The organism is Nocardia seriolae NBRC 15557 (assembly GCF_007990715.1).
Classification (GTDB): domain Bacteria; phylum Actinomycetota; class Actinomycetes; order Mycobacteriales; family Mycobacteriaceae; genus Nocardia; species Nocardia seriolae.
In genome coordinates this window covers 19,382-44,692 of sequence record NZ_BJWY01000053.1, presented here as the reverse complement: position 1 = coordinate 44,692, position 25,311 = coordinate 19,382, and the positions used below count along the sequence as shown (strand labels likewise).

The 25,311-nt window shown below is 68.3% G+C and carries 26 protein-coding genes; 11 read left to right on the top strand and 15 right to left on the bottom strand.

Annotated features, from left to right (window positions below):
* Nucleotides 1-63 precede the first annotated feature (63 nt).
* From NS2_RS17725 to NS2_RS17715, 3 genes are all read right to left on the bottom strand, one after another.
* A complete protein-coding gene (locus NS2_RS17725) occupies nt 64-504 on the bottom strand; it encodes a hypothetical protein (protein WP_033088533.1) in 441 nt (146 codons plus the stop codon).
* A 741-nt stretch (nt 505-1,245) separates the two neighbouring features.
* Nucleotides 1,246-2,175 carry an SMP-30/gluconolactonase/LRE family protein gene (locus NS2_RS17720; RefSeq protein WP_052486686.1) on the bottom strand — a complete coding sequence of 310 codons (930 nt, stop codon included), beginning with the start codon at nt 2,173-2,175 and terminating at the stop codon, nt 1,246-1,248.
* 120 nt (nt 2,176-2,295) lie between these two features.
* Nucleotides 2,296-3,093, bottom strand: a complete 798-nt coding sequence (locus NS2_RS17715) for a helix-turn-helix transcriptional regulator (RefSeq protein ID WP_147207219.1) — start codon at nt 3,091-3,093, stop codon at nt 2,296-2,298.
* Nucleotides 3,094-3,204: 111 nt separating this feature from the next.
* Between NS2_RS17715 and NS2_RS17710 the strand changes: the two genes are divergently transcribed.
* The 4 genes from NS2_RS17710 to NS2_RS17695 all read left to right on the top strand — a co-directional run bounded on the left by NS2_RS17710 (nt 3,205) and on the right by NS2_RS17695 (nt 7,668).
* The gene (locus tag NS2_RS17710) at nt 3,205-4,176 is read left to right on the top strand and encodes a hypothetical protein (RefSeq protein WP_147207218.1); all 972 of its coding nucleotides are present in this window, start codon (nt 3,205-3,207) and stop codon (nt 4,174-4,176) included.
* A gap of 183 nt (nt 4,177-4,359) precedes the next feature.
* The gene (locus NS2_RS17705; protein WP_071811747.1) at nt 4,360-5,247 is read left to right on the top strand and encodes an esterase/lipase family protein; all 888 of its coding nucleotides are present in this window, start codon (nt 4,360-4,362) and stop codon (nt 5,245-5,247) included.
* Nucleotides 5,248-5,467: 220 nt separating this feature from the next.
* The gene (locus NS2_RS17700; protein WP_062614341.1) at nt 5,468-6,208 is read left to right on the top strand and encodes an NPCBM/NEW2 domain-containing protein; all 741 of its coding nucleotides are present in this window, start codon (nt 5,468-5,470) and stop codon (nt 6,206-6,208) included.
* A gap of 53 nt (nt 6,209-6,261) precedes the next feature.
* Nucleotides 6,262-7,668, top strand: a complete 1,407-nt coding sequence (locus NS2_RS17695; protein ID WP_147207217.1) for a DUF6777 domain-containing protein — start codon at nt 6,262-6,264, stop codon at nt 7,666-7,668.
* Nucleotides 7,669-7,673: 5 nt separating this feature from the next.
* Here the strand turns inward: NS2_RS17695 and NS2_RS17690 are convergent, their stop codons facing one another.
* The gene (locus NS2_RS17690) at nt 7,674-9,149 is read right to left on the bottom strand and encodes a hypothetical protein (protein WP_071344355.1); all 1,476 of its coding nucleotides are present in this window, start codon (nt 9,147-9,149) and stop codon (nt 7,674-7,676) included.
* 11 nt (nt 9,150-9,160) lie between these two features.
* The gene (locus NS2_RS17685) at nt 9,161-11,674 is read right to left on the bottom strand and encodes a tetratricopeptide repeat protein (RefSeq protein WP_071344356.1); all 2,514 of its coding nucleotides are present in this window, start codon (nt 11,672-11,674) and stop codon (nt 9,161-9,163) included.
* A 267-nt stretch (nt 11,675-11,941) separates the two neighbouring features.
* Between NS2_RS17685 and kilB the strand changes: the two genes are divergently transcribed.
* The 4 genes from kilB to NS2_RS17670 all read left to right on the top strand — a co-directional run bounded on the left by kilB (nt 11,942) and on the right by NS2_RS17670 (nt 14,328).
* Nucleotides 11,942-12,448 carry a plasmid transfer protein KilB gene (gene kilB / locus NS2_RS17680; protein ID WP_052086582.1) on the top strand — a complete coding sequence of 169 codons (507 nt, stop codon included), beginning with the start codon at nt 11,942-11,944 and terminating at the stop codon, nt 12,446-12,448.
* A 191-nt stretch (nt 12,449-12,639) separates the two neighbouring features.
* The gene (locus NS2_RS17675; protein WP_033088539.1) at nt 12,640-13,053 is read left to right on the top strand and encodes a hypothetical protein; all 414 of its coding nucleotides are present in this window, start codon (nt 12,640-12,642) and stop codon (nt 13,051-13,053) included.
* 5 nt (nt 13,054-13,058) lie between these two features.
* On the top strand, nt 13,059-13,214 hold the full coding sequence (locus tag NS2_RS36100) for a hypothetical protein (protein ID WP_155239751.1): 156 nt from the start codon (nt 13,059-13,061) through the stop codon (nt 13,212-13,214).
* Between the two features lie 136 nt (nt 13,215-13,350).
* Nucleotides 13,351-14,328 carry an alpha/beta fold hydrolase gene (locus NS2_RS17670; RefSeq protein WP_033088540.1) on the top strand — a complete coding sequence of 326 codons (978 nt, stop codon included), beginning with the start codon at nt 13,351-13,353 and terminating at the stop codon, nt 14,326-14,328.
* 49 nt (nt 14,329-14,377) lie between these two features.
* Here NS2_RS17670 and NS2_RS17665 read toward each other — a convergent pair whose 3' ends face one another.
* Entirely contained in the window at nt 14,378-14,686 is a 309-nt protein-coding gene (locus NS2_RS17665; protein WP_052086583.1) for a hypothetical protein, read from the bottom strand.
* Nucleotides 14,687-14,884: 198 nt separating this feature from the next.
* On the opposite strand from NS2_RS17665, the gene cax reads away from it, so the two are divergent.
* Entirely contained in the window at nt 14,885-15,976 is a 1,092-nt protein-coding gene (gene cax / locus NS2_RS17660) for a calcium/proton exchanger (RefSeq protein WP_033088564.1), read from the top strand.
* 4 nt (nt 15,977-15,980) lie between these two features.
* Here cax and NS2_RS17655 read toward each other — a convergent pair whose 3' ends face one another.
* The 7 genes from NS2_RS17655 to NS2_RS17630 all read right to left on the bottom strand — a co-directional run bounded on the left by NS2_RS17655 (nt 15,981) and on the right by NS2_RS17630 (nt 21,790).
* Nucleotides 15,981-16,457 (bottom strand): hypothetical protein, encoded by a 477-nt coding sequence (locus NS2_RS17655; protein ID WP_033088541.1) that lies wholly within the window; start codon nt 16,455-16,457, stop codon nt 15,981-15,983.
* A gap of 167 nt (nt 16,458-16,624) precedes the next feature.
* Nucleotides 16,625-16,924 carry a hypothetical protein gene (locus NS2_RS17650; protein WP_071344357.1) on the bottom strand — a complete coding sequence of 100 codons (300 nt, stop codon included), beginning with the start codon at nt 16,922-16,924 and terminating at the stop codon, nt 16,625-16,627.
* A 294-nt stretch (nt 16,925-17,218) separates the two neighbouring features.
* Nucleotides 17,219-17,533 carry an Rpn family recombination-promoting nuclease/putative transposase gene (locus NS2_RS17645; RefSeq protein ID WP_033088543.1) on the bottom strand — a complete coding sequence of 105 codons (315 nt, stop codon included), beginning with the start codon at nt 17,531-17,533 and terminating at the stop codon, nt 17,219-17,221.
* A gap of 30 nt (nt 17,534-17,563) precedes the next feature.
* On the bottom strand, nt 17,564-19,120 hold the full coding sequence (locus NS2_RS37575; protein WP_081986006.1) for a PaaX family transcriptional regulator C-terminal domain-containing protein: 1,557 nt from the start codon (nt 19,118-19,120) through the stop codon (nt 17,564-17,566).
* Between the two features lie 55 nt (nt 19,121-19,175).
* A complete protein-coding gene (locus tag NS2_RS17635; protein WP_231992911.1) occupies nt 19,176-19,820 on the bottom strand; it encodes an acyl-CoA thioesterase in 645 nt (214 codons plus the stop codon).
* Complete coding sequence (locus NS2_RS37570; protein WP_228102866.1) at nt 19,723-20,082, bottom strand: hotdog family protein; 360 nt, start codon at nt 20,080-20,082, stop codon at nt 19,723-19,725. The genes NS2_RS17635 and NS2_RS37570 overlap by 98 nt, the downstream gene beginning before the upstream one ends.
* A 43-nt stretch (nt 20,083-20,125) precedes the next feature.
* On the bottom strand, nt 20,126-21,790 hold the full coding sequence (locus NS2_RS17630) for an oxidoreductase (protein WP_231992912.1): 1,665 nt from the start codon (nt 21,788-21,790) through the stop codon (nt 20,126-20,128).
* Here NS2_RS17630 and NS2_RS17625 point away from each other — a divergent pair.
* Nucleotides 21,776-22,630 (top strand): carboxylesterase family protein, encoded by an 855-nt coding sequence (locus NS2_RS17625; RefSeq protein WP_231992913.1) that lies wholly within the window; start codon nt 21,776-21,778, stop codon nt 22,628-22,630. The genes NS2_RS17630 and NS2_RS17625 overlap by 15 nt on opposite strands.
* Nucleotides 22,631-22,686: 56 nt before the next feature.
* On the top strand, nt 22,687-23,679 hold the full coding sequence (locus tag NS2_RS17620) for an aldo/keto reductase (RefSeq protein WP_033088544.1): 993 nt from the start codon (nt 22,687-22,689) through the stop codon (nt 23,677-23,679).
* 3 nt (nt 23,680-23,682) lie between these two features.
* On the opposite strand, the gene NS2_RS17615 is transcribed toward NS2_RS17620, so the two are convergent.
* On the bottom strand, nt 23,683-24,042 hold the full coding sequence (locus tag NS2_RS17615) for a DUF2834 domain-containing protein (RefSeq protein WP_033088545.1): 360 nt from the start codon (nt 24,040-24,042) through the stop codon (nt 23,683-23,685).
* A gap of 173 nt (nt 24,043-24,215) precedes the next feature.
* On the bottom strand, nt 24,216-25,304 hold the full coding sequence (locus NS2_RS17610; RefSeq protein ID WP_033088546.1) for an alcohol dehydrogenase catalytic domain-containing protein: 1,089 nt from the start codon (nt 25,302-25,304) through the stop codon (nt 24,216-24,218).
* Nucleotides 25,305-25,311 lie beyond the last annotated feature (7 nt).

The following is a 25,311-nucleotide window of genomic DNA, read 5'->3' as shown; positions in this document are numbered from 1 at the left end:
TGCGCAACACGCCGTTACGCCGCAACCTGGGCCCCCGCCACCTCACCGCACGGACCCGCCTGGTCACCGCGACCAACGCCGAAAAATGCGAAAGTCGAGCTTGTATTCATACCCATGCAACTGCGAATATCTGTCTCTCACCTCGTCGAACTGGTCCTTCTTCATATTGGTCAGACCAAGAGAGTTACCCGGGTCATCCTGAAACACGGTCAAGAAATGGCCACCTTTCACCTTGTCCCAGGTGGACTTGTCGATACCGAGTTGAGACGCGTTATAGCGGGCTTGATCCCAAATAAGCCCCGCCTCAGCGCCATTCGGGTTGATGCGCGACTTGAAGGTGGACGGATCATCCAGGGCTGTGTAAAGGTTGTTCTTCTCGCCGGGGCTACCCTCCAGACCGAGGCGCAGCGGCGCACCCTCCTGAAGGGCCATGGCAAGCACCAACTCTGGATCGACACCTGCCTCGTTTCCGTATTTGACCGCCTCCCTGGCCCAGGCCTGCATCTGCGGACCGTATTTGTCCAGTGCCTCGTGTCAACGGCGGTATTCTGTGTCGGCAGGGTGGTCAACGTAGCGGCGATGTGCGGCATCGTCGTCGGTATCGGGTCCATGGGGATATTCGAAATATTTGGGTCGCCGAGCCGCACCCGGCCGGGTAGCGAGGCAAGACCGACGGGCACGTGGCCCACCTGTGGCACCAACCCAGTGGGCACGTGACTGAGGTGGGGTAGCAGACCGTGCGACCTACTTCCGAACATGGCAGTTCCTTCCGGGATAACGATGGTCAGAACGGGACAAGACGCGAAATCCCCTGAAAAGCAACACCATCTGCGACCGCAGACCACCCGCGAGAGACGGTGGCGCGAGGGGGGACATATCGCGTGCTTGAACCCGTACAGCAACCAGAGGAGGTCCTCGGGGTTGCACAAAGTTCTGCTGGACGACCAGACAGGGAAGACTTCGAGTCCGACGGCCACCAATCAACCTTGGAGTGTGCGTCCGCCTACGGCTCGAACGCTATCACCGATATGCGACGGACACCGGCATCGCAACCAACAGTGCTGATAAGTCGCTGTTTTCGACAATCGATCCAGGCTGCCTGGATTGGGGCTACGAAGCCGGGGCGGCGGCGCGGCTGGCCAACCACGCGACCCGCGTGACCATCGAATTTGCTTGTTGCACAGTGCGAATCACCGTCGCCCATCGACGGCAACCGACTCAGCACCTACGAGGCCCTCACCAACGTCATTCGCTGAGGCGGACGCGGAGCAGATCGCCGCCGCCGGTGGCGACCATCAGGTCGCGGCCGGTCCCGGGAACCACGGCGACCGCCGCGAGTGGACCGACGGTGAGCACGGTGCAGGTGCGATCGCTTGCCGGGTCGATCCGGACGAGACTGCCCGAAGTCGTTGCGACATAAAGAAATCTGTCAGGACCGACGGCGAGGTCATCGGCCAGGCCCAGTCTCGCCGCCGTGGTCCGGCGGGCGGGAGCGTTGATCGGGATGCGCACGACCTGCCCATCGGCGCTCAGGTAGACCGTGACGTAGACAGAGTCTCCCACGACAGCGATACCGTTGAGCCCGAACAGCTTTGCCTGCGCCGTCCAGTCGGTGTCGATGGTGGCGTCCGGCCGGACGCGGACCACACCGGAGGCGGTGTCGGCGATGTAGAGGTTGCCCGCCGCGTCGAAACCGGCCCCGTTGGCCATGCCGAGACCACGCACGAAGACCTCGGGCACCGCGGCGGGTGCGGCCGGATCGAAGCGCACCACGCCGCTGTCATGGGTGCCGGGCAGCATGTTCAGCGAGTTGTCGCCGTAGACGACATAGAGCAAGCCGTCGGGGCCGAGGCGGATCGCGCCGGGTGAGGTGACGGGCACGGTCGCGGTGACCCGGCCCACGCTGTCGTAGCGCTGCACCTCGTTTCGATACAGCCGCGACACCCACAGGTTGCCGTCGGCGTCGTAGCCGAGGTTCTCGGCCCAGTCCAGGAATGGGAAAGCCGCGGTGGCCACCGTGGTGGCGGTGGCCGCGCAGGAAGCCGGTTCGGCGTGCGCGGGTGCGGCGACGCCGATCGCCGTCAGCGCCAGCGCGGCGGCACACGTGGAGGCGAAGCCGCGCCGCCGAAAGTGGTTGCGGGGGCGTGGATCGACCGACGACCGCGGATTCGGCACGAGCTCTCCTGCAGGACGGGATGGTTGTCGCGAGCCGGGCTCGCACGGACCCATGCATGGTAGGTACGGCCGCCGCCCCGGTGCCTGGGTGTGGGACACCCAGGCACGCGGCACCTTCGCTCAGGCGACCTCGGCCAGGCGGGCCAGCGCCTCGGCACTGGATCCGGGCTCGGGCTGATACAGCATCAACCGCTGTCCGGCCGCGCCGCGCACGTCGAAGGACTGATAGGTCAGCCGCAGCGGCCCGATCTCGGGATGAACGAAGCCCCGGGGCTCCGCGGTCGCCACGCACAGCGTGTACGAGTGCCACAGCTCGGCGAATTCGACACTGGCCGTGAGCAGTTCATCGATCACACCGCGCAGCCGCGGATGGTCCGGATACAGCGCCCCGGCCTGCCGGAACCCCGCCACCATGGCCTGGCACGTCCAGGTCCAGTCGAGGCAGAACTCCCGGCTGACCGGCTCGAGGAATGTCATCCGCGCCAGATTGTCGAGCCGCGGGTACGGCGAGAAGAACGCCTCCGCCATGGCGTTGGCGGCCAGCACATCCATCGCCGGACTCAACACCAATGCCGTTGCGGCCACATGATTCTCGAGCATCCGCCGCAGCAGCGGATCCACCGTCTCGACCGCCCGCGTGAGGGGTGCGACACCCGCCAGCCGGAACAGGTGATCCCGCAACGCCCCCGACACCAGCAACACCCGGCTCAGCGCCTCGAGCACCTGCGCCGAGGGATTCCGCTCCCGCCCCTGTTCCAGCCGGGTGTAGTAATCGGCATTGATCCCCGCCGCCTGGGCCACCTCCTCCCGCCGCAACCCCGCGACCCGGCGCCGACCGTAGGAGACCAGCCCCACGTCCTGCGGGCGCACCGCGGCCCGCCGCGCACGCAGGAATTCGCCGAGCTGGTTGTCCGTCACCCGCCCCAGGCTACGGCGGCCCCGGGAAACGAGTATCCGAGCAATCGTTATAGCCGATCGGTATCATGCGATGATGTGTTCGAAGTACCGCCGCGAAATCTGGAGAACATCATGTCCAAGGCAGTCGAACAGACCAAGAGCGGAATCACCGTCGCGCACGCGGGGCTCGCGCGCACACCGGGCGGGCAACCCGATACCGTCGCCCAGGCCGTGCACGACGGCGACACGGTGGCCGTCGATCCGGTCGGCAATATCAGCACCCGCCTGCTCGGGATGGACGCGCCCGAAGTCAGCTTCACCCTCCCGGACGCGCCGGACACCTTCCGCGCCATCGCCTCACCGCAGTGGGCGGCCTTCCTGACCGACCCGTTCGCCGCGGGCACACCGCCCTTCGACCCGCCGCGGCCCGCGGCCCTGCAAGCCGATCTGCAAACCCGGCTCGGCCCGGCCTGCGCGGCCAATCACGCCCGGCACGCGCAGGCCGCGGCGACGGCGCTCGAGGGCATGGTCGACAAGGATCGCACCGATCGCGGCGAGACCCTCGACGCCTTCCGCTTCTTCCTCGCCTTCGCCACCGATGTCATCGACCGCTACGGGCGCTTCCTGTGCTACCTCAATGTCGACACCCCGCCGGGGCAGCCGCATCCGCCGACCTACAACGAACGCCTGATGTCCGAGGGCCTGGCCACCCCGTACTTCATCTGGCCCAATATCGACCCCTTCCGCAAACAACCGGCCCTGACCGCCGCGGTTCCCGTTCCCGGACAACCGATCACCGATCCCCGCCTGGACGCCGCCCGACAGTCGGTCAAGGCCGCACGCGCCGCGCATCTCGGAGTGTGCGAGGCTGCCGACCCCTTGACCCTGCTGCCCTTCGAACTGCGCTACCTGGGCCGGGTCACGAAGCAGGCCGGGCAGGTGGTGCGCAGCAGCCCCGACCGCTGGGTCATCGATCTGGCCGCCGGTGACGGCAAACTGCTTGCACCCCATCGCTATATCGACATCCCGCTCCCGGAGGATCGCCTGTTCGTCCCGTCCGAGTACATCCCGCTGTTCCTTCAGCAGGGCTGGACCCGAGCCTGACCCGATGCCGCGCGTTGTTCATCGACACCAAAGCCGCTGAAATTCTCTGGCGGTTTGCCAATGTCGTCCCCTCGACTCCGTCTGTACCGTCGGACTCCATCCGACTCAGACAGATGGAATGCGGGAGGTCGAACGACGATGAGGTCTTCGATATGGGCCGCGACTATCGCCGCAAACAGCATCTTGACACTCACCGGAGCGGTTGCGCCCGCAACCGCCGACCCGTTGCCGGTCCCCTACGGGAACGGCGAGATGGCGCGTGTGGCCGTAACAGGCTGGGACAGTCCGGTTCCGGGCGCGAACGACTTCGGTTGCCGCCCCTCTCCCGAACACCCGGATCCCGTGGTGCTGACCGGATCGACCTTCCTGTCCGCCGCGGTCAACTGGACGGCCCTCGCGCCGTACCTGCACAACCTGGGCTTCTGCGTCTTCACCGTCGACTACGGACGCCAGATCCACCGCATCCCAACAGGATTGGACGGCATGGATCCGATACCGACCTCCGCGCAACAGGTCAGCGGCCTGGTGGACCGCGTCCTCGCCGCCACCGGTGCGACGCGGGTGCAACTCGTCGGCCACTCCCAGGGCGGTGTCGTGAACCGTTACTACGTCAACGAATCGGGCGGCGCCGGGAAGGTCTCCCGCATGGTCCTGCTCTCCTCCCCCTACCGGCCCACCGGTTTCCCGGTGGATGTCACCGCCCTGGCCCGCGACGTCATCCCCGAACAGCTGTATCAGACGATCCTCTACAACGGCCGCGTCGCGCCCCTCTACCTGAACTTCGCCGACCCCTGGGTCTGGGGCAAGGTCCAAGCGCTGCAACCGGATATCGACTACACCCTGATCACCGATGTCGCCGACGAGGTCGGCCTGCTCGGCGGCATGGCACCCCCGGCCGGCGCCGCCAATGCCACCACCCGCTATATCAACGACGTCTGTCCGCTCGACTTCTCGCAGCATTTCGCCCAGCCGTACTCCCGCACCGCCGTGGCAATGGTCGCCAACGCACTCGACCCCGACCACCCGGTCACTCCGCCGTGCACCTTCGTCCCCGCCTACACGATCGGCTGACGCCCGCCCGCGCGGTCGCCGCGGACCCGGCCCGGTCGCACCGCGGCGATTCGGACGGCCCCGGACAACGTCGTATTCGGAAATCAGGTCACGGGATCGGGTTTCGGTCCCGCGACGACCGGTAGCGGGCAATAATCCTGAGCGGTAGCGGACCCGTTCGCGCCATGCGTACTGATCGAATCCTTGACGGCCGAAATGTGAATGGGCGTTCGAAGTGAGCATGAATTCCGACCCGCGCGACCCCTCCCGGAAACCGGGGAAACGGGAATATCGGGCCCGTGCGAATCGCGGCCGGGGTCAACTCATCGGCGAGGACGGCACGCAGGTCAATCACTTCTACGGCATGAGCAGGACGGCGGGCGTGTTCGTCGCGGTGCTGGTGCTCGCCATCGCGGTCGTCACCTTCGTGACGTGGGGCAAGCGCGGGAGCGAAACGCCGGAAGCCGGGAAAACCGAATCGCGACAACCCGTTTCGGAGGTCGTACCGTCCACCACGACGAGCGCGGTGACGACGACCAGGAACCCCACCGCCCCGATCTGGTACAACCTGTCGAAATTGAGCGCCGTCATCTGGAACAACGGTTTCACCCCCTTCGACCCGGTGCGGATCGGCGCGGCCCCGTATCCCGCCGGGATCGTCGGCGGCTACCAGTCCAGTGCCACCGACCAGAACGACAAGGCGGTGTGGGCGATCGGGGGCCAGTGCACCGCTTTCGAGGCGTCGGTGGGCAAGAACACCGATTCGGCGGGCGGCGGCACCGGACAGTTCGTGGTGATCGGCGACGACCGGGAGCTCTACTCGACCGCGGTGGGCCCCAACGATCCCGCCGTCGATGTGCATGTGGACATTTCGGGGGTGATCCGGTTGACGCTCTATGACACCCGGCACCTGCAGGATGCCACCAACGCGTGGGGACGCCCCCGCGTGCTGTGCGGGAGCTCCCCCGGCCCGTCGCGCTGATCGCCTGCTCGCGCAACATCATCGGGTCCGCATCGACCGACCGGGACACCCAGGTGAGCAAGAATTCCGATCCGCGGGGCTCCGGCCCGGAACCCACCTACGCCGCGGACGTCAAACGTTCCGAGGGCATCCTCGTCGGCGCGGGAATCCAATTCAATCTCTTCCACCGCGATCAGGACGCCGCCCTGCGCCTGACCCGCCTGGGTCTGTTCGCCGCCGTCATCGTGGTGGTGCTCGCGGCCTCCAGCGTGTTCGCGGCGTCCGTCGCGCTGACTTCCAAGACCGAATCGCTCGGCCCGCCGGAGGTGCTGCTCGAACCCGGCGACCAGCCCGGCGGCAATCCGTTCATGCCGACGCCGCCGACGGTGTACCGGCCGGAGACCAACCCGGTGGTGGCCGACCTGCCGAGCGTCGGCGGGTCGGCCGCCGCCAAACCGTATTCCGGGGATCTGCCCGGGTTGTACGGCGCGCCGCGCGATCGGGCGCTGACCGACCGGGACGACATGATCGCGTTCTACACCGCGCATCCGGGCGAATCGAACAGTGCGGCAAAAGTTCTCGAGTCGGACTCCAGCTTCACATGGTCGGGCGGGCAGCACCTCGCGGGGCCGGATCTGGTGCGGTATCTGCGGGAACTGACCCCGGTATTGCTGCGCATCGACCTGCGGGTCACGAATTACGGGCTGGTGGACGGCCGGGCGGTCGCGCACCAATCGATTCTGCAAGCGGGGACGGCGGTGCTCGTGGACGTGCACGGGGTGCTGCGGTTCCGCAGTCTCAGCGGGTCGCCGCTGACCTTGCCGACCGCGCTGCCGCATACGCCGAAATTCCTCGGCTCGCCGTGGCAGGGCTTCGAGGCCAAGCGAGTGGGGGCGGTATCACCGAGCCCATCGCCGTTGACACTGATCGTGTTGGTGGACATCGTGACCGGGCAGCCGTTCGAGCGGCCGGTCGGAACCACCGGGGGCGGCGATGTCGACCACGCGGGCTGGGCGAGCACCAGCACGCCGCCGCCGATCACACCGGTGACACCCGCACCCACGACGTCGACGGAACCCGGCACGCCCCGAACCACCAACACACCCGCCTCGCCCCTGGATCTTTCCGGAATGTGGGTCTTGGAAAACATATCGGACGAAACAACCACAGGCCGTCCCAATTCTGTCGTCGGAACAATGCAGCGAACCCCGGCAGGCTTCGCCTTCCACCGCGACGAGAACATCCATGGATCGAATTTCACGTGGGATTGCACGTTGCCGGACCGATTCGGGCAACCGGTGACCCTTCGCTGTCGTCAAGGTTGGACGATCGACGGCAAGTCCGATTCCTCCGATTGGAGTTGCGACGGACAAACCGTGACCATCCCGTGGGGAACCAGCACGAAGTTACGATTCGACGGCCCATGCGTCACCACAGGCCCCTCGAGATATCAGTTCACGATCGCAATCAGGCCGCAGTAGTTTTCTTACCACTTGTTCACTTGATGGCCGTGGTCACCGATCTGCACTCCCTTGGAACCCTTCACACGGACGTCGTACGTCGCGCCCTTCTTCTTGCGCGACCCCCTGCCATCCTCACCCTCCGGCGGCGCGTCCGCGGGCACCGGCGGTTCGGTGGGAGCGACGGCAGGGGTCGGCACACTGGGCCCCGGTGAATTCGGTTGCGGCACAGCCTGTGACCGGATCGCGGTGGCCTGCGCGGTGCTCGAACCGTCCAGTGGCACGCGGCGCTGCTCGGCGAACTTCGCGACCGCGCGGGCCGCGAGCCGCAGAAACCACGGTTTGTCTGCCTCCCGGGTCGAGGTCCGGCCCAGGAACAGCATCGCGCAGGCGGCCAGCGACAGATAATTCTGCTCGGACCACCGTTGCCCAAGGCTGCCGCGCTCACTCCAGGCCCGGGTTTCGGCGTCGATGCCCCGGATGAGCTCGCCCAGCCAGGTCGGCACCGCGTAGGCGGGCCCGTCGATCGGGTCGAGCAGCAGCTCGATCAGCGCGCTCTGCTGTACGGGGGCAATGGCTTCCATGGACCGGGCGATGATGTAGAGCACCAGGTGCGCGGGGTCGCGGGTGATCGGTCCGACGGCCTCGTAGAGCGCGGTGTCGATGAGGTAGTAGTCGGTGACGTCGACGCGGGGGCGGACGCGGATCAGGGCATTGTCGGTGTGCAGGTCGCCGTGGCTACGGCCGAGCAACGGAGTGATCGTGACGTCGGCGAGCAGGCGGCCCTGGGCCACGGCGAAGGGATTGGGCAGCGGGCTCGATTCGCCGTCGCACCGGATCATGTCCGCCTGGTTCGCGCGCGCCCACGCCTCGAGCCGACCGTTCGGTTCCAGCTGATCGAACAGGTGCCGCTCGAAGAACGTGGGGAGGTCCCAGGTCACCTTCTCCGGAATGAACGGCGACCGGGCCCAGTCCCCCAGGACTCCCGCCACGATGATCCGGCACGCGGCCGTGAACACCTCATGCGTACAGTCGATTTCGCGCCCGATCGGCAGCTCCGCCGGATCGGCCAGGTTCAGCATCCGGCGCAGCAGCACGGTCAGCACCTCGGTGTTCTCCAGCCCCTTCGCGGCGATCTCCTGAAAGGTGATCCAGCGACGGCCGGACGGGACGAACACGGCGTCGTGCACGAAGGTGCTCAGATGCGCGGCGGCGAAGTCCGACCGATCCGATTCCGCCTGCCGGTGCCGGAAGAATTCATTGGCGTCGAGCGAATCATTCTGCGGTGAGAGCACTTTCAGTATCAGCATCATGGTTCTGGCGGCGTGGCTGTCGGTTTCGCAGACCACGGCCACCGGTTGGCGGCTTCGCCCGTTCACCAGCCAGCGGTCGAGCGTGTAATGCCGCCGGTGCACCTCGGCCCAGGTGGCCAGGACCTCGGCCACCTCGGGATCCAGGCCGTGATACAGCGCCGGGTCGATTCCGCGATACTGCTCCGTCATGTAACCTCCGATCATCGGTGTGCGGGTGGAGCCGATGAATCACCGGAATCGGTTGCGACACCGGTGATTTCCGATTCGATGCGGGCCAGTCTCCGGCGCGCCGCCAGGGTGGCCGGGTGCGCGGCGCCGAAGAGCCGCCGGGTCGCGCCGGCGACGACGACCGCCACTTCCGCCGCGTCGGCGGGCCGGCCGAGGTCCACCAGCACCTCGGCGAGCGTGGAACCCACGGCGAGGGTGCGCGGATGATCCGCGCCGCGCACCCGCTGATTCGCCGCCCGGAGCAGGCGCAGCTCGGCCTCGGCCTCGACGAGGTGGCCGCGCGCGTGCAGCAGCTCCGCGCGATACTGGCGGGTCGAAAGGGTAGCGGGGTGATCGGGTCCGAGCACTTCGGTCCGGTCCGCGAGCACCTCGGCGTAGATCGTCTCCGCCTGCGCCACTTCGCCTTCCGCGCGCAGCAGGTCGGCGATGCCCTGACGGCTGGTGAGCGTGTCGGGATGCCGCGCCCCCAGCAGCTCCAGCCGGATCCGGAAGGTCTCCTCGAGCAGCGTCCGGGCCTGCTCGAACTCGCGCAACCGGCGCAGGGTGCGCGCGAGATAGTGCTGGGTGACCAGGGTGTCGGGATGCCGATGGCCCAGTCGCGCGCGGCGGCGCGCGAGCACCGTGCGGTAGAGCTGCTCGGCCTCGGCGTATCTGCCCTGGTCGTAGCGCAGGCGCGCGAAATTGTGCTCGATGTCCAGGCGCAGTGGATCGGTGTCCGCGAGCCGGTCGGCGGACAGTCGCAGTACCGCGCTGAAGGTGGCTTCGGCGCGGTCGCGCAATCCGCTGGCGCGCAGGTACTGTGCCGCGTCACCACCCAGTTCCAGCGCCGCCCGGACCGCCGCCGTCGCCGTCGGCAGTACCGTCAGCAGCTCCAGCGGCGCGGTGGCGTGACTCAGCAGCGAACGCCATTTGTGCCACGCCTCGGGCGATTTCGGGTGCGCGTTGCGCAGGGCGGCGTGCAGCAGCGCGGTACCGGTCTCGAGGTAGGCGACCGCCGGTTCGCTCGACGCGGCGTCGTGGCGGGCCATGTCCCGCACCAGCGGATGCAGTTCGAGCGACTCCGAACAGCGCTCGCCGGATTCGGCGGGCGCGTGCAGGGTGATCAGACCGAGGTCGTCGAGCGCGCGCAGCGCCTGCCAGATACCGCGCGCGGTGATTCCCTCGAACAGCGTTGTGCCCGACAGGGTTTCGGCCAGCAGCAGCTCACCGTACGGGATCGGCTCGGTGCCGAAACAGGCCAGCGTGCCCAGCAGCGCACCGGCCTGCGGCACGCCGCGGCGGGCGAGCAGATCCAGCGACAGCCGCCAGCTGCGGCCGATCACCAGACGCTCGTCGCCGCGGCCGTGCTCGGGCACGAGGGTGCGATAACCACTGTGCCGCAGGGTGTCCCGATACTCTCCGTAGGTCCGCGGCAATGCGGACGCGCCCAGTCTGCTCGGAATGCGGCGCGTTTCGGCCAGATACCTGCCCACCAGCATGAGCGCCAATGGCAGGCCGCCCAGCCGGTCGGACAGCTCCGCCCCGCCCGCGGCATCGTCGTCCCCGGCCAGCTCGGCCAGCACCCGCGCGCCGTCGGCCGCGGACAGCCCGCCCACCCGGTGCAACCGCAGCCACGGCGGCAGCGGATCCCCCCAGATCGCCTGGTCGCCATCGCGAGTCGTGACGATGACGGTGCCGCGACCGCCCTCGACCGGTCGCAGCCAGCCGGTGCCGTCACCGATCCGCGCGCCCGGCAATGCCAGCACCCGCTGTGGATCGTCGACATTGTCGAGCACCAGCAACCAGCGGTCGAGCAGATCGTCGAGACAGCGCCACAGGGTGTCGGGCGGGCTGCCGCCCTCGGACAGATAGCCCGCCGCGCCGAGTTGAACCGTCAGCGCGTGCATTCCGGCGGCCAGCGTCTCCGTGCTGTCCCCGGAGATCCAGAAGACGGGGATGCCCGCGGCCTGGGCGTGCTCGGCCACGGTCAGCGCGACCATGCTCTTGCCGCACCCGCCCAGGCCCTGCAGGACGTGCACCGCGGTCGACTGCTCGCACCCGGCCGCCGCGGCGACGCGGTCGTCGAGTGCTCGCACCAGGGTGTCGCGCCCACGCACCCGGGGCTCGACCGCGAGCCGGTCCACCGGGGGCCGGGTGGACACCAGCAGTCGCGCGGAATTCTTGGAATCGTCGAAATCGGCTGCGTCCGTGGCCCCTTCGCGCACACGCCAGTAGGCTTCACCCCACCGGCGCACGTCCTCGGCGCGATCGATGCCGAGCGCGGCGAGCAGGGTGACGAGCAGGTCGGCCGGTTGCAGCGCCGGGAGATGTGAGCCCGCGAAGTAGCCACCGAGCGTGCTGGTCGGTAGCCCGACCCTGGTGGCGACCTGCCGGACGGTCAGCCCGCTGCGCCGTCTGGCCAGCGTCAATTCCCGCCCGAACTCGCGCCGGGTGGTGATGCGGCGCGGATCGGGTGCGGCGATTCCGCGCGGTTCTGCCCGGCTCACACTCGCCTCCCTCCGTCCCGTCGCCACGGTAGCCGGATTCGATCGTGCCGAGCCGTACGACGTTGTCCGAACCTGCCCGAGGATCGGTCGCACAACGTCCCCCGGACTGTCTCATTGATCCGAAGTCGTGACGAACAGGCCGAATCGAGGATTCGTGGAGCACCCTACGCCCGGTCCACCCACCCAGAGCAGGTCGATTGTGAAATCCGGTACGGTCCAACGGGATTCGTCCGGGTTCGAGGGGTCGATCGACCTGCTCGCGGGCCGATGACCGCGCTGTGGACCACCGTCGTCGGGGTGGCGGCGACCCTGCTCGGTTCGCTGCTGACCTTCTATATGCAGCGCGCCGTCGCCGACCGCGCGACCGCCCTGCAGCGGGCCGAACGCGACCGGCAGGAGCGGCTGGACGCGTACAGCAGATTCGCCGGCGCCGCCATCCGCTACCGGCTCAGCGAGCTGACCCGCTGGCATCGGCAGGCCGAAGCGCCCGGCAGCAGCGCGACACTGGCCGCCGTGCGCGAGTCGCATCAATGCCGGGCAACGCTTTTCGAGGCACTGGCCCTGCTGCACGTCCTCACCGACGACCCGGAACTGCGCATCATCGCCACCCGGATCGTCGAGGACACCGACCGTATCCATCGCGCCGACGACGCCGACGAACGTCGAAAGCGCGGAATCGACGCCGGCGACCAGATCGAACGCTTCGTGCGCCACGCAGCAGCCGATATCCGACCGGGAACCCGCGCCGGAGTTCTACTCCCGTTCAAACGATAACCGCCCATTTCCGATCTGGACGGTCTGCTATTAGGTGGCTATATCGGCGAAAAACAGTGAAGGCCGGGACCAAAGTTCCCGAATCACCTGGTAACGCAGACTAATTCACCCACCACGCGTAAAGTCGGCCGAACCGCTCCCAGGAGCGACAGCCATACCAGCTAACGAAATTGATACTCTTTGGAGTTCCCATGTCCCGCAAACACAAGTACGCGGATTCCCACTTCTCGATCGAAACTCGGCTCTCGGCAGATCGATTCGCCGAAATCACCAAGCACGTCGGCGATTCCACCAAGACTCTGCTCGGCACGGTGCGTTTCGAAGGCGCCGACCGCGGCCGGACGAACTTCTCGGTGCGCAGCATGGCCGGCTTCTACGAGTTGCTCACCTTCCATGTGACCATCCACGACACCGCCACCGGATCCTCGGGCCGCAGTCACATAGACACCTACAAGACGACCCAGCAGACCTACATGTTCATCCCGATCTCACCGAAGACCATGAACGGATACGTCCTCTACCGGAGATTCATGAAGGATGTGCGCGCCGCGGTCCTCGCCGAGGACTCCCGGGCCTTGGTCACGATTTCCGAGCGGGGAGCGTGATTTCGATGGACACCGTGATCGTTCTCATCGTCGTGGTACTCGGCGGCCTCGGGGCCTGGGGCACTATCAGCTTCTGGATGGACGGCCGCTACCGGCGGAATCGGCCGAATCCCACGCTGTCGGGCTTCCGATCTCCCGAAGACCGCGAAGACGACCGGTAATACCGCGACGGTCGGTAATACCTTGGTGGAAATTGCGTCCACCTTGGGAGGCGGTCTCCAGTCCACGGGCACCTGCTGTCGGCGGATCGGGCGGCGAATAGTTGGACTCGTCCCGCCGATCAGAACCGGAGCGCCGATGTCCACCGTGAGCAGCCTCGCCACCTCGGCGCACTCGCGCGCCGCCTCGGCGTCCTCGAGGTCCACGGTCCATACTGCCGACGGCGTGGCGCTCGAGGTCCGGATCCACGGGCCCCGGCGGGCCCGGCTGACGGTCGTGCTGTCGCACGGGCATTGCGGCCGCAGCGAATCCTGGACCGCGGTCCGCAGCGCACTGCTGAAGCGATACCCGGACGCCCGGATCGTCTGCTACGACCACCGCGGCCACGGCAGGTCCGCCCTCGCGGATCGCCGCACCTACACCCTCGCCCAGCTCGCCGACGACCTGCACGCGGTTCTCGAGGCCGTGGCCCCCACCGGACCGGTCATTCTGGTCGGCCATTCGATGGGCGGCATGAGCGTGCTCACCTACGTCAGCCGCCACCCGCACGAGATCGGCTCGCGCATCACGGGTATCGGCCTCATCGCGACCGCCGCCAGCAGCCTCACCGAGGACGGCCTCGGCCGCTTCCTGCGCCACCCGCTCATCTCGCTGTTCCGAGCCGCCGTCCACCACGCCCCGGGCCGCATGCATCACGCGAAGCTGCTGGCGGGGCGGGCCTTCGCGCCGATCGTCCACCGCGCCCGCCGCGGCGACCACACGTTCGGCCCCCGCCTGCTCACCCTCGCCAACGCCATGCACAACCAGACACCGATCGTTACCATGGCCGCCTTCCTCGAAGCCTTCACGACCTACGACCGCACCGACGCCCTCGCGACCCTCTCCGCGATCCCGACCCTGATCCTGTGCGGCTCCACCGACTCGATCACTCCGCCAACGCATTCCATCGCCATGGCCGCCGCGGTCGACTACTCGGATCTGGTGCTGGTCGAGGGCGCGGGCCACTCGGTGATCATGGAGCAGCCGGGGCGCGTCGCCGACGCCCTCACCCGCCTGCTCACCCGGGCCCACGACACGCATCGCAATACGGGCCGGTACCTGCCCGTCGCCGTCTGAGTGGATTCCGCCGGGGGGCGACGGATTCCGGTGAATCATCGACCGGTTCTCACCGCGACTTGCGAACCAGGGGCACGCGCCGACGGCGGCGGCGCCCCGGGGCGGGTTGCGGCGAACGCCGGGAACGGCCGTAACGCAGCAATTCCATCAGCAGATCCTCCGCCGCGCGAAACCGCGAGAGGTCGACCCAGAGCCGCCACACCACATCCGGGTCGCCGGGCTCGAGCACCGTGGTGCGCACCGGCAGCACGTAGGCCGCGATTCCCTCGTCGGTCAACGCGAAAAGGACCCGGTAGATCTGTGATTCGTCCAGGTCGGCGAGCACTCCCCAGCCGTGGCCGGACAACCCGTTGGCCACACCGCGTGAGGGGACCCAATGCGCGGCGCCCCGATGACCCGACCACGGATCGGGAACCTCACGCGCCGTCGTCATCTCGACCTGACATTCCGCTGTCTCCACACATCGCACCGATTCCAGCCGCCGACCCCTCGATTCTCACCAATCATCGCGCGCCGGGGCGGACACAAACGGTCGCGGCAGGGGATGATCATCCCCATGGTTTTCTCGGGCTCGGACGGGCGACTCATCGGACTGGCCGGTACGCTCATGGCGGTAGCCGCGGTCACCAACTACGCACACGTCGGCGGAACGGTGGTGCCGTTCATCGCTTCCGGCGCCGCACTCGCACTACTGGCAAGCCTGGTGGGCCGCAGCGTCGAACAGGTCGGCGAACGGTTGGGAGCGGGCGCGACCGGAGTGGTGCAGAGCGCGCTGGGGAACCTGCCGGAGCTGTTCGTGGTGCTTTTCGCCTTGAAGAGCGGACTGTACGAGGTCGCCACGGCCACCATCGTCGGCTCGATCCTGGCCAACGTGCTGCTGGTACTCGGCTTGGCCTTCGTCGCCGGCGGCGTGCGCCACGGCGTGCAGCGCTTCGACTCCGCCGCGGCCCGCAGGCTCTCGCTGATGCTGACGCTTTCCGTTGCGGCCCTGGTGGTTCCGGCGCTGACCGCGCTGTTGCACACCCCGGCCGCCGGTCACGAGCGCGGTCTGTCGATAGTGGTCTCGGTCCTGCTGCTGGCGTTGTTCGCGCTGTCGCTGCCGGCGTCGCTGAAGAAGCAGGAGGGTCCCGCGCCCGAAAACGCCGCAGCCGCCGAAGTTCCCGAGGCCGACGGGTCCGCCGAGCAGGCGCGCTGGCCGCTGTGGGTGGCAGGTGCCATGCTCGCCGTCACCGGTGTCGCGGCGGCCTTCGTGTCCGACTGGTTCGTCGCCGCGCTGACCCCCGCCATGGACTCGCTGCACATCTCGCAGGCGTTCGCCGGTCTGGTCATCGTCGCCATTGCGGGCAACGCGGTCGAAAATGTGGTCGGCATCCAACTGGCCCACCGCAACCAGCCCGACCACGCCCTGTCGGTGATCCTGCAGAGCCCCATCCAGATCGCCATGATGGTCGCCCCCGCCCTTGTGCTGCTGTCGCCACTGGTGGGCGCCTCCTTCACCCTGGTGCTGCCGCCCCTGCTCCTGGTCGCGCTGCTGCTCGCGGTGGTGGTGACCATCGTGGTGGTCCTCGACGGCGACTCCAACTGGCTCGAGGGCGCGGCCCTGGTGACCCTGTACGTCATCATCGCGACCGCCTTCTGGTGGGGCTGACACCTCAGCTCGAAACAACGAGCCCGCTCACGGCGGGTCCACTTTCGACGACCGAATGAGCCGTTCCGCCAGGGCCTTCCGCGACGCCCGACAGTTCTCGGTGCGCGGGCCCGGCCGATGTCCGACGGTCATGGGCCGCGGAGACCGCCAGCAGCATCGTCAACAGAGCGCAGAAGGCGATGGTGGACAGGATCGCCCGGCGACGGATGAGCCGTCGCCGAGACTGGACCTGGGATTCGGTGATGAATTGCCGCGCAATCCGATTCGGCGAGGCGGAGTTCGCCAGCCAGGCCGAGGCGTCCTCGAGCCGCGCCTCGGCGTACAGCAGGCTGGCGCGGCGGGCCCATTCGCGGGCGTCGGCTTCGACGCGTTGCCGGGTCTGGGCGGTGCGTTCCTCCCCGGACAGCCATTGGGCCTGCCGGTTGCCCCACATGGCGGCCAGCATGAACGCCAGCAGCCGCGTAGAGGCCGCGGCGGCCACGCTTGCTCCGCTTGCGTTCACGCGCAGCGCGTTTGGTCGTCCTGGAGCGTTCCTGGTTTGCAGACATGGGACCGAGCCTTTCGCTCGAACACCGAGGCAAGGCGCACGGCCGGATTCCGGCCGGGCAGGCTGAGCGCAGAGCTCGCGGGTAGGGCGTCCGCGCCGGACTAGACCGGACCGGATTCACCGCTGGCACACACCGCTCGCGACCAACCGCCGTTCGTGCCGATGGTGGTCCCGATGCGGGTGTGCAGCACGCCGCCGAGATCGCGGCATCGGATGCAGGCGTGCTGCCCGACCCCGGCACCCGGCTCGCAGGTGACGGTGACCTGATGCGGCACCGAGTAGTCGGACCCGCACCCGGCGGGCGGCGGTTCGGCCGAAGCATCGCCCGAACCGAACACCGAACAGACCACGGTCGACAGGCACATGGCAGCCAGCGCCGCGCAACTGAGCGATTTGTTCATGCACCCAGGTTTGGGAACCCGCCCCCGCCGGTCAATCCCGAAACAGCCTGTTCGCGCACGTCACAGAGGTGGAGACCCGTTCCCCGGTATCCGCCCCGCGGATAACCCACACCGAACCTTGACCCGAATCCCCTTGACTTCGGACCGCCTCGCCGCCGTGAACACGCAAGGCCACGACCATGAACGGAGTACCGACCTGATACCAGCCAGGGTCGGACCGGAAACGTGCACGATCCCTCCGCGGGACCGGCGCCGGGAGCTACTCGGCGAATACCTCGTCCAACGCCGAAGCGGTCAACACCCGCGCACCCCACACCCGCAACCGCTCCGCTTCGGCCCCACGCACAGCAGATCGGACGGATCGGACAGATCGGTGGGAGCGCTCCAGCGATGCCCACCCGGATCGCAGTGCACCACCACCGGAATCACCACCGGCAGCCGACGCGCCTGCGGATGACGCCGCAGATAGCGATTCCAGATCGCCACCATGTACTCCAGCATCCGGAACGCCATCAGCTCATCCGACGATTCGGGGGCAACGCGGCTACTTTGACCGATTTCATTCTTCTCGCCGCGCACCCAGAGAATCGCCCGCGACGGCATCAGCATCGACGACGCCTGAGCCAAAGGCCCTCGCGCCTACCGAACGCCCACTCCCTTCCGGCCGCATCCCGAACGGCCCGTCATACTGACCGGCCGGCAATGCCTGGCCGCCCAACCCGCTCGGTCGACGACATCCGCCCCCTGTGGGCGTATACCCATGTGCCACACAGCTGTTCCGGCGACGCCACCGAGTCGAGCACCGTTGCCGATCGCCGCGGGTAGCCGAACCCGAGGCGGCTCATCCCCTGGCTCGCCGCGATTCTCATTTTTCGTCAATACTCGCCGACCACATTGGTGAGCATGGGAAAGACCGATTCGGAGAGTGCACACCGGTCGCGGCGAGCCGCGCGGCCGACAGGGCGCAGGCTCATCGCGGCTGGCGTCACCGCGCTTGCGGCCATGGGGGTGGCTGCCTGCGGGGGCGGCGTGACGGCCGCGCCGGAGCGAGCTCGGGCGGTGAACTACCTCTACACCTCCCTCGGCGATTTCGACACCGACGCCGCGCCGCTGCTGAAGCGGCCCGATATCGACGGGGTGCAGGTCGTGGTCGCGTGGGCGGCGTTGGAGAAGGCGAAGGGGAGCTACGACTTCTCGGCTGTCGAGCAGGTTCTGGGGCAGGTGCGGGCACTGGGCAAGAAGCTGTTCGTCCAGGTTCAGGACCGTTTCTTCGAGCCGCCGGCACGACTGCCGAGCTATGTGCTGACCGATCCGGAATACGCGGGCGGCACTGCCGCGCAGACCGACGACAACGGGCCCACCTCCGGCCCGACCGGCGCGGTGGCCATGCAGTGGAATCCTGCTGTCCAGCAACGGTTCCAGCAGTTGCTGAAGGCCCTGGCGCACCGGTTCGACGGCCGGATCGCCGGTATCAACCTGCCCGAGACCGCGATCGACATCGATATCGACGCCGAGAAGCATCGGGACGTAGATCTCGAAGGCTTCGCGCGGTGTCGGTTTGCCGACGGCGGCGCGGTAGAGCATCGGGCGGTAGTGCTGGAGGAAATCGGTGTACAGGTCGGTGAGCTCGTCCAGGTTCCACCACTGCGGGATCTTGGCGCGCAGGTCGCCGAAGGCGATGTGCTGCCCGGTGAAGATGTCCACGTAGTCGGCGAGGCCGCGGCGTTCGAGGGTGTCCCGAGCCTCGCGGGCGAGGGTGCCGGGCGCGATCCACACGCCCGGGGAGGCGGTGCCGAAACCGAGGCGGGTCAGATTCGACCGGAGGGCATACCGCTTGTCGCGCTCGGCTTCCGGCACCGAGAACACCACCAGCACCCAGCCGTCCTCCTCGGATGCCCTGGCGTGCTGGAAGATTCGGACATCACCCTCGGCGAGGGCCTCGAGGGTCGGCTCGGACAGCGAGTAGCCGGGCGCCTTGCGGTGGTGTGCGCTCAGCAGCACACCGCGCCGCTTGAGCCGGGAGACCGACGAGCGGACGGCCTGCGGTTCCGCGCCGAGATCGGCCATCAGGGCGACCACCGACGCGGTGGGCAGCCAGTTGCCCTCGGCGCGAGCGCACAGGCCGAAAATGGTGACGATCAAGTGGGCCAGGCGAGCGTCCCGGCCACCGGGCGTCGCTGGAGTTTCTGCCGTCATATTCGCACCATATGTGAGGTCGGCGCGGCGAAGCCAAATCCGGCCGGGGGCGGGGTCAGGCGGGGCGAATCATGCCTTCCTGCAGGACGGTTGCGACGTGACGACGGTCGCGGGTGAAGAAGCGGCCGAGGCCGAGGCCGCGCCCGGAGTCGGCGGCGACCGCCTCTTGCACGTAGAGCAGCCAGTCGTCGAACACGATCGGGCGGTGAAACCACATGGCGTGGTCGAGGCTCGCGGTGACCAGTCCGGGCTCGGCCCAGGGGCGGCCCAGGACACGCAGCACGGGCTCGAGAATCGTGTAGTCGCACACGTAGGCCAGTGCCGCGAGATCGCGCTGAGCATCGGTCAATCCATCGACTGCCCGCAGCGCGTCGAACGGTTTCACCCACACCGCCTGGTGCGGTACCGGCTCGCCGTCGATGTGCAGGTACACCGGGCCGGGGACGTGGCGCATGTCGAAACCGCGTCCCGCGGACCAGTACTCCTTGGACTCATCGGTCATCGACCCGCCGCTGCGATCGAGGAGGTACTCCCCCGCACCGGGCAGCCCCTCGGGATCCGGGACCGTCGAGTCGGGTTCAGCGAGGAAGGTTCCGCCCGGCTCACCGGCCGCGAAGTTGGCCAGGCAGACATAGATCGGCTTCCCGTTCTGGTACGCGCGGACCTGCCGGGTGCTGTAGCCGCGGCCGTCGCGCAGCACTTCGACCTCGTAGCGGATCGTCGCGCCGATATCGGCGGGGGCGCAGGAAATAGCTCTGCATCGAGTCCAGCGTCTTGCCGTCGGTCACCGACCGCATGGCCGCCACCGCGGCCTGCGCCACCAGGTCGCCGCCGTACGCCTTGGGCCAGGGGCACGGCTGGGTGGTCGCGTCGAAGGCGAGGTCGAAGTGCTGCGGCTCGGCCGGTGTCAGGGTCGCGGCCGCGGTGAAGATCGCGGAGGTCGGCAGGGTCCGGGTCGTCATCGGGTCATCCAATCGGGAAGGGAGTCAAGGGTTTCGGTGCCGATCAACTCGCGATGGCCCGCGACGGCCGCCAGCGGCGCGCACCGGCCCCGGCGGTTCCAGCGCGGCGCACCAGGTGCAGTCGCGGCGGCGGCCCGTCGGTGCGGCCGGTGGGCGGTTTGCGATTGCCCGCCCGGAACGGAGCGGGCCATTCGGCGGCCTCCCCCCGATACCCCTGCTCGACGGCCGCGTGCAGCGTCCACTGGGGATCCCACAGATGTGCGCGGCCCAGCGCGACCAAGTCGGCGCGGCCCGCCAGCAGCACCGAGTTGACGTCGCCGTAGGAGGAGATCGCGCCCACCGCGATCACCCGGACACCGTGGGGCACACCCACTTCCTGACGGATCCGGTCCGCGAACGGTGTCTGGTAGCTGCGCCCGAAGGCCGGGGTCTCGTGCTTGACGACCTGCCCGGACGACACGTGCAGCACATCGACGCCGTGCTCGGCGAAGGCCCGGGCGATGGCGACCGCATCATCGAGGGTGGCGCCACCGTCGGCCCAGTCGGTGGCCGAGATGCGAACCGACAGTGGGCGATCCGCGGGCCAGACCGCCTTGACGGCGTCGAACACCCGCAGCGGGAAGCGCAACCGGTTTGCCAGGGTGCCGCCATATTCGTCGGTGCGCTGGTTGGCCAGTGGCGACAGGAACGACGACAGCAGATAGCCGTGCGCGCAATGCAATTCGAGCAGATCGAATCCGGCGCGGGCGGCGGCCTGTGCGGCGGTGGTGAACTGCGCGGTGATCTCGTCCATTTCCGCGACAGTGATCTCCCTGGGCGTGCGGCTCTCGGGCCCGTAGGGGACGGGCGAGGGGGCCACGGTCTCCCAGCCGCCGTCCTCCAGCGGGTCGTCGATGCCCTCCCACATCACCTTGGTGGCACCCTTGCGTCCCGAATGGCCCAGCTGGACACAGATTTTCGAGTTGGTGCCGGAGTGCACGAAATCCACGATCCGGCCCCACGCCCGTTCCTGCTCGCCGGTGTAGAGCCCGGCACAACCCGGCGTGATCCGGGCCTCGGGAGAGACACAGGCCATTTCGGTCATCACCAGTCCGGCCCCACCCAGGGCCTTGCTGCCCAGATGGACCAGATGGAAGTCGGTCGGCATGCCGTCGATCGCCGAATACATGTCCATGGGCGAGACCAGGATCCGATTCGGCAGCGTGATGCCCTTGAGCCGCAACGGATAGAACATGGGCGGCCGGGTGTCGGCCGCACCCGCGGTCTCGTGCTGCGCCGAGAGATACCAGCCGTCCATGGTGTCGACGAAGTCGTCGTCGCGCAGGCGCAGGTTGTCGTAGGTGATGCGGCGGCTGCGGGTGAGCAGGTTGAACGCGAACTGGTCCGGATGCTGGTCGGTGTACTGCGCGATCGACTCGAACCATTCCAGGCTGGCCTGCGCGGCGCGCTGCACCGACTCCACCACCGGTCGCCGCTCGGCCTCGTAGGCTTCGAGTCCGGCTGTGACCGTGGCGTTTTCGTGCAGGCACCCGGCCAGTGCGAGCGCGTCCTCCATGGCCAGTTTGGTGCCGGAGCCGATGGAGAAGTGTGCGGTGTGCGCGGCATCGCCGACAAGCACGATATTGCCGTGCCGCCAGCGGGTATTGCGAACGGTGGTGAAGTTGATCCAGCGGGAGTTGTTGGCCTGCACCGCGTGGCCGTCGAGCACGTCGGCGAAGATCTCAGACAGCAGGGCGATGGATTCCTCGTCGTTCTCGCCGGGCGCGCAGTCCCGGTCCGCGAACTCGGCGAAACCAGCTTTCCGCCAGGCGGGCCGCCGGGGTCGACAGCATCGACGAACTGCGCGGACTCCCGCCCGAACGCCTCCCTGCCCGAAATGGCCGGTGCCTTCCTTCGTTTCGGCTACTGGCCGACACCGTATCTGCCGGTGCTCGACGGCGTCACCGTGCGCAGGCATCCCGTCGAGGCCCTGGTCGACGTCACCGACAAGGACATCCTGATCGGATGGACGGCCGACGAGGCGACCTTCGGATTCGCCTTCCACCCGATGTACGCGGCGATCACGCCCGAGCAGGCCCGGGCCCGCTTCGCCGAAACCTTCGGCGACCGGGCCCGCGACGCCTACACCGCCTATGCGAACGCCCACCCCGTTGCCCGGCCCGCGGACCTGATGATCCAGCTCATCGGAGACGATCTCTTCCGTGTCCCGGCCATGAACCTGGTAGACGCCCGCGCCGCTCGCGGCCGTCCCGTGTGGGCCTACCAATTCGACTACCGCACCCCGGCCCACGGCGGCAGGCTCGGCGCGACCCACTGCCTCGATCTGCCCTTCACCTTCGACAACCCCGCCAACTGGTCGAACTCGCCCTTCGTGGCGGGCGCGGACTTCGGCGACCTCGCCGACACCATGCACTCGGCCTGGATCGACTTCATCCGCACCGGCAATCCCCAGCTGTCCGACTGGATTCCGAGCACCCTCCCCGACCGGACGATCATGCGATTCGACACCAAGCCCACCCTGAGCGGTGACCCCATTCCCTTCCGATAGCGGCCGCGATCGGGGCCCCCGAACGCCGGGGCCGATCGTCGTGAAACGCTCTTGTCATGTCCGACTCCCGCGCTCCCGGCCCCGTCACCGACCCAGTCACACGCTTCGGCTTGGGGACGGCGGCGGTCGGGCGGCCCGGCTACATCACGCTCGGCCGTGACCTCGACCTGCCCGCCGACCGCACGGTGGCGGCCCTGCGCACCCGCACGCACGCGCTGCTCGATGCCGCCTGGGCGGCCGGGGTCCGATACTTCGACACCGCCCGCTCCTATGGCCGGGCCGAGGAATTCGTCGGCGAATGGCTGGCGGCCCGGCCCGAAATCGCCGCCGAGGCGACGGTCGGCAGCAAATGGGGCTACACCTACACCGCGGACTGGCGGGCATCCGGGGTGCCCGTGCACGAGGTCAAAGAACACGCGGTCGCCGTGTTCGACCGCCAAATTCAGGAAACCCGAGCCCGATTGGGCAAGCACCTGGACGTCTACCTGATCCACTCGGTCACCCCCGACAGCCCGGCCCTGACCGATGCCGACCTGCACGCACGACTGGCGGCGCTGGCCGCGGAAGGCGTCCGCGTCGGACTCTCGACCAGCGGCCCCGCCCAGTCTCAGACCGTGCGCGCGGCACTCGACATCACCGTGGACGGCCGACCCCTGTTCGCCGCCGTCCAATCCACCTGGAATCTGCTCGATCCGTCGGCGGGACCGGCACTGGCCGAAGCTCATTCGGCCGGCTGGCTGGTCGTGGTGAAGGAGGCCATGGCCAACGGCCGCCTCGCCGACCGCAACGCCACCGGTCCCGACACCGCCGCCCTGCGCGCTGCCGCCGACCGTCTCGGCACCACCAGTGACGCGCTGGCCCTGGCGGCGGCCGCCGCCCAACCCTGGGCCGACATCGTCCTCTCCGGCGCGGCGACCCTGGACCAGCTCACCTCGAACCTCACCGCGGCCCGGCTCGCCCTCACCCCGGACGACCTCGCCGCCCTCACCCCACTCGCCGAACCAGCCGAATCCTTCTGGCGCACCCGCGCCGAACTCCCCTGGGCCTGAACGCTACGCGGCGGCTTTGTCCACGGTGAAGTCGCGGGCGAGCAGGAAGAACGGGATGGCGGTCGCGATCCCGACCGTGAAGGTCAGCGCGAACGAGGCCGCCCACCAGCGCATGATGCCGAGCCGACGGGACTCGGCGAAGGCCCACAGGTGAAACCCGAGGACCACGAAGATAAGGTCGACCATCGCGAAGCGGCCGGGCACGGTTTTGTAGATGTCGCCGACGAAGAAATCGAGCGCCGACTTCGGCCCCTTGCGCCGCACATAGGGCAGGGCAATCGAATTCTGGGTCACGAACGCTGCGATCAGCGTCGCGATCAGAGTCGGCCGACGCCAGGACTGGTCTACGAGCTTGCCGGACATGATCCACTCCTTCGGGTGTGACCTTCCGGCCCCGAGGACACGGCCGGGCTCCGATACCCGAACCCCTGTAGACCGATTGGTTTACGCAACCTAACGCAGCGGTCCACGCCAGATCAAGACCAGCTCGAGAAGCTCGGAACTCAGGCATTCTCCGCGAGGGCCCGCGGGACCTGTCAGGAGGATGGGTTCACGACCAGGCGCAGGACGAGTTCGCCGTCGACGATTCGCGTTCCGGTGGTGATGATCTCGTTGATGTAGCGCACCCCCTCGGACATGCCGACCACGTGACTGAGCAGCACGTCGATGGAATCCGGCCAGGCGCTGAGGGTTTCGGCAGCTGCGGTGAGCGCGGCGGTGGTGACGCCCCGATTTCCGGTCAGGGTGAGGCGATGGCCGCGGCCGGTGTAGGTGACCGATACCGGCGGCCACGGGCCGCCGGTATTCGCCTGACGCACCCCCGGCAGATCGATGCCCGGCAGCAGCGCCGAGCGGGCGTCGGACGCCAGCCCACCGAGCGGATGCAGGGCCACCAGGCGGGAGCCATAGCCGGTGAGAGCGGCTTCGATCGCCGCGATAGTACCGGGGCGATGGGTGGCGACCAGCGCCGCAACACGCTCGCCCGCCGCTGTATCATCCTCCGCCGCAAGGACATTGACGACTCCGGGGACGTGCTTCGCGGTCCAGTCGAAGCCCGGCTCCCCGCGATGCACGACCGTGACCCGCACCCCGGGCCCGAGAAAATGCGGGGCGAGCAGTGCGGCCAGGTTCCCGATCAGGCCGTCGCCGTAGACGACCAGTGTGTCGGGGGTGGCGGCGGCCAGGCAGCTCAGGGCGTACCGCACCACGGCGAACGGTTCGACCAGGGTGGCACGCTCCGGCGACAGTTGCGGGGGCAGCAGCCCGACCAGACCGCCGGACACCGCCGACGCACCGATAACCACCCGCTCCTGGAACAGCCCCTCCACGTTATGGCCCAGCAGAAAGGCGGGATCATGCGGATGGGTGGGGTTGACGACCACCCGATCCCCGACCGCGAACCCCTCCACGCCGTCCCCGACCGCCGCCACCCGGGCCGCGCCCTCGTGCCCGACGACAGCGGCCGGATCGTCCCGGTCGCGACGCAGGATCTGAATATCGGTGCCGCACAGGCTCACTCGCTCGGGAGCCACGGCGATCTCCCCGCGACCGGGTACCGGGGTCGGACGGGTGGCCAGCACACAGGTCGCCCCGTCGCGCACGATGGCCCGATGCGTCGCGGTCATGCCGTCC

Coding starts and splice junctions, on each gene's coding strand:
- NS2_RS17725 (WP_033088533.1), bottom strand. CDS start 504: ATGCAGGCCTGGGCCAGGGAGGCGGTCAAATACGGAAACGAGGCAGGT.
- NS2_RS17710 (WP_147207218.1), top strand. CDS start 3,205: ATGTCCAAGGCAGTCGAACAGACCAAGAGCGGAATCACCGTCGCGCAC.
- NS2_RS17700 (WP_062614341.1), top strand. CDS start 5,468: ATGAATTCCGACCCGCGCGACCCCTCCCGGAAACCGGGGAAACGGGAA.
- NS2_RS17690 (WP_071344355.1), bottom strand. CDS start 9,149: ATGACGGAGCAGTATCGCGGAATCGACCCGGCGCTGTATCACGGCCTG.
- kilB (WP_052086582.1), top strand. CDS start 11,942: ATGACCGCGCTGTGGACCACCGTCGTCGGGGTGGCGGCGACCCTGCTC.
- NS2_RS17675 (WP_033088539.1), top strand. CDS start 12,640: ATGTCCCGCAAACACAAGTACGCGGATTCCCACTTCTCGATCGAAACT.
- NS2_RS36100 (WP_155239751.1), top strand. CDS start 13,059: ATGGACACCGTGATCGTTCTCATCGTCGTGGTACTCGGCGGCCTCGGG.
- NS2_RS17670 (WP_033088540.1), top strand. CDS start 13,351: ATGTCCACCGTGAGCAGCCTCGCCACCTCGGCGCACTCGCGCGCCGCC.
- cax (WP_033088564.1), top strand. CDS start 14,885: ATGGTTTTCTCGGGCTCGGACGGGCGACTCATCGGACTGGCCGGTACG.
- NS2_RS17650 (WP_071344357.1), bottom strand. CDS start 16,924: ATGAACAAATCGCTCAGTTGCGCGGCGCTGGCTGCCATGTGCCTGTCG.
- NS2_RS17645 (WP_033088543.1), bottom strand. CDS start 17,533: ATGCTGATGCCGTCGCGGGCGATTCTCTGGGTGCGCGGCGAGAAGAAT.
- NS2_RS37575 (WP_081986006.1), bottom strand. CDS start 19,120: ATGACGGCAGAAACTCCAGCGACGCCCGGTGGCCGGGACGCTCGCCTG.
- NS2_RS37570 (WP_228102866.1), bottom strand. CDS start 20,082: ATGACGACCCGGACCCTGCCGACCTCCGCGATCTTCACCGCGGCCGCG.
- NS2_RS17620 (WP_033088544.1), top strand. CDS start 22,687: ATGTCCGACTCCCGCGCTCCCGGCCCCGTCACCGACCCAGTCACACGC.
- NS2_RS17615 (WP_033088545.1), bottom strand. CDS start 24,042: ATGTCCGGCAAGCTCGTAGACCAGTCCTGGCGTCGGCCGACTCTGATC.
- NS2_RS17610 (WP_033088546.1), bottom strand. CDS start 25,304: ATGACCGCGACGCATCGGGCCATCGTGCGCGACGGGGCGACCTGTGTG.